Source organism: Bacteroidota bacterium, from assembly GCA_030706565.1.
In the GTDB taxonomy this organism is placed as follows: domain Bacteria; phylum Bacteroidota; class Bacteroidia; order Bacteroidales; family JAUZOH01; genus JAUZOH01.
In genome coordinates, this window is the sequence record JAUZOH010000437.1 from 1 (window position 1) to 2,989 (window position 2,989).

At 39.5% G+C, this 2,989-nt stretch carries 3 protein-coding genes and 1 tRNA gene; 3 read left to right on the top strand and 1 reads right to left on the bottom strand.

The annotated features are described in order from the left end of the window. A partial coding sequence (locus Q8907_15245) for a peroxidase family protein (GenBank protein ID MDP4275627.1) occupies positions 1-542 on the top strand: 542 nt, incomplete at its 5' end. Positions 543-605: 63 nt separating this feature from the next. Here Q8907_15245 and Q8907_15250 read toward each other — a convergent pair. Next, positions 606-679: transfer RNA gene (locus Q8907_15250), tRNA-Ala, on the bottom strand. A 214-nt stretch (positions 680-893) separates the two neighbouring features. Between Q8907_15250 and Q8907_15255 the strand changes: the two genes are divergently transcribed. Beyond that, positions 894-1,688 (top strand): TonB family protein, encoded by a 795-nt coding sequence (locus Q8907_15255; GenBank protein MDP4275628.1) that lies wholly within the window; start codon positions 894-896, stop codon positions 1,686-1,688. An 18-nt stretch (positions 1,689-1,706) separates the two neighbouring features. Continuing rightward, entirely contained in the window at positions 1,707-2,906 is a 1,200-nt protein-coding gene (gene hflX / locus Q8907_15260) for a GTPase HflX (GenBank protein MDP4275629.1), read from the top strand. Positions 2,907-2,989: the final 83 nt, after the last annotated feature.

Genomic DNA, 2,989 nt, shown 5'->3' on the forward strand with positions numbered 1-2,989 from the left:
ATATTACAGTACCTTTTACTCCGGGTCGCATGGATGCTTTACTGGAGCAGACCGATGTTGAATCGTTTAAAGTGTTGGAACCCGTGGCCGACGGTTTCCGTAATTATTTGAAAACGAAATATAAAGTATCTACCGAAGAATTGTTGATTGATAAAGCACAATTGCTGACTTTGACAGCCCCCGAAATGACCGTTCTAATCGGGGGGATGCGAGTTTTAAATACAAACTTCGACCATTCGAAATATGGAGTTTTTACCAATCGCCCTGAAGTTCTTACCAACGATTTTTTTGTAAACCTTCTTGACATGAGTACTGCATGGATGCCAGCCTCAGAGGACAAGGAAACTTTTAATGGACGAGACCGCAAAACAGGTGAAATTAAATGGACAGCAACCCGAGCTGACCTCATTTTTGGTTCAAATTCTGAGTTAAGGGCGCTTGCTGAGGTTTACGGAAGTTTCGATGCACAGGAAAAATTTGTAAAAGACTTTGTGGCAGCATGGAACAAAGTAATGAACCTTGACCGTTTTGATTTGAAATAATTTTATTTAATGGAAAATTGTATTCACAAAAAAGGATGAAGAAAAAAACTTCATCCTTTTTTGTGGAGAATACGAGAGTCGAACTCGTGACCTCTTGCATGCCATGCAAGCGCTCTAGCCAACTGAGCTAATTCCCCTTATGAATTTATCTCTTGAAATAATAATTTCTAATTCGGCTGCTAAATTAATATTTTTTTCTTTTCCGCAATTTACCAACTAAGAAATAATTCATTTTTTTTCTTTTTAGATTTTTCTCGATGTTATATAAGGTATAGACAATCAAGCTTTGTCATTCAATTGAAAATTTATATATCTTTGTGAACTTTTTTTAGGCGATATCAAATGAATTTCATGGGGAAATATAAAGAAATTAAAAAAAGGATATGGGATACCTGCGAGGCGCATTATATCGTTGCTGCGCGCATTGTTGCCCCTGTTTTGGTCTTTTTGTGGCATTCGTTTGTAATCCTTTTTTTGTTGATCACTTTCGTGATTATAACGGATCCTGAAAGTTTTCTGAGCTGGTTTGAACACAGGGGCAAAACTTCTTCAATTCCTATGGTCAACCTGACGAAAATTATTCCTATGGATGTACCTCCAGAGCCTAAAGCCATTCCGATGGAAAGGAAAGCCGGGAAGCCGGCTGTGCAAAATGCTCCGGGACAAAAGCAGCAAAATACTCCTCCTCCTTCACAAATATTGAAAATTGTTGCAGACAACCAGGTGAATAAAGAAATTGATTCCCTTTCAACCAAAATCGCGCAAAATAAATCAAAGGATACTATTTATGTTGCCGACGAAGGGATGGCCTCGGGTGAATCGGGTGAAAGTTTTTACGCTGTACCCGATCAGTTGCCTACTTTCAATGGAAAAGGCTGGCAGGCTTTCAGGGAATATATTTCCAAAAACCTGAAATATCCGGAATGGGCTGCAAACAAGGGAATAAAAGGAAACATCATGGTACAGTTTGTAATTAATAAAAATGGTTCTGTTGTTGATGTTACCTTGGTTAAAGGCGTAAATCCGGTGTTGGATAATGCCGTACTCAACGTGGTTAAAAATTCTCCGCGATGGACTCCGGGGAAAAAGAAATGGGGAAAACCTGTTCCGGTGCAATTGAGCTTACCTATTAATTTTGTCCTTTAAATCTTATTTAATTCCTGAATGAATAATAAAGTCCCAATTAGTTATGAAAAAGTACAGGAGTCTGCAGTACTAATTGGAGTTATCCTGCCTGCATTTCAGGAGGAAGAAGTAAAGGAGAACCTTGATGAACTTGCTTTTCTGGCCGATACTGCCGGTGCAATAGCAAAAAAAACTTTTATTCAGAAACTTTCAACCACCGAGCCCGATACCTTTATCGGTTCAGGGAAATTGGAACAGGTACGTCAATATATATCAGAAAATCAAATAGATCTGGCTATTTTTGATGATGAACTTTCGCCGGGCCAGCAAAGAAATATTGAAAAAGTACTGGATTGCAGGGTACTAGACCGTACCAGCCTGATCCTGGATATTTTTGCAAGCCGGGCCAAGACTTCTTATGCCAAAATTCAGGTAGAACTGGCCCAATATGAGTATATACTTCCCCGTTTAAAGCATTTGTGGACACACCTGGAACGGCAGAAGGGTGGAATCGGGTTAAGAGGCCCGGGTGAAAAAGAACTGGAAACCGACCGGCGTATCATCCGGGATAAAATTTCCTTATTAAAGGAACAGCTTAAGAAAATTGACAAACAAATGGCCACGCAGCGGGGAAACCGGGGCAAGCTGGTCAGGGTTGCCCTTGTGGGCTATACGAATGTGGGCAAATCAACCATTATGAACCTGCTGAGCAAATCCGACTTGTTCGCCGAAAACAAGCTATTTGCTACCCTGGATACTACGGTCCGTAAAATGGTGATAGGCAATCTTCCTTTTTTGATCAGTGATACCGTCGGATTCATCCGTAAGCTGCCGACCATGTTGATCGAATCTTTTAAATCCACCCTGGATGAAGTGCGCGAAGCGGATATCCTGCTTCATGTGGTGGATATATCACATTCAAACTTTGAAGAGCAGATTCAGGTAGTAAACCAAACCCTGAAGGAATTAGGTGTGGCTGATAAACCCTGCTATTTGGTATTCAATAAAATTGATGCCTATTCCTTTATAAAAAAAGAGGAAGATGACCTTACTCCAAAAGTAAAGGAAAATATTACGCTTGAAGAGCTTAAGAATACCTGGATGGGGAAAACCAATAAAAACTGTATCTTCATTTCTGCCCGGGAAAAGCAAAATATAGAGGAACTTAAAAATATCCTTTATGATAGGGTAAAAGAAATTCATGCAAAAAGATACCCTTTTGACAACTTCCTTTACTAAATCTTAGTACTTATTTTAAAAATGAAGAAAACAGGGCTATCTTCATCAGCATCAAGTGTTGAAAATAGTCCTGTCCTGTTAGA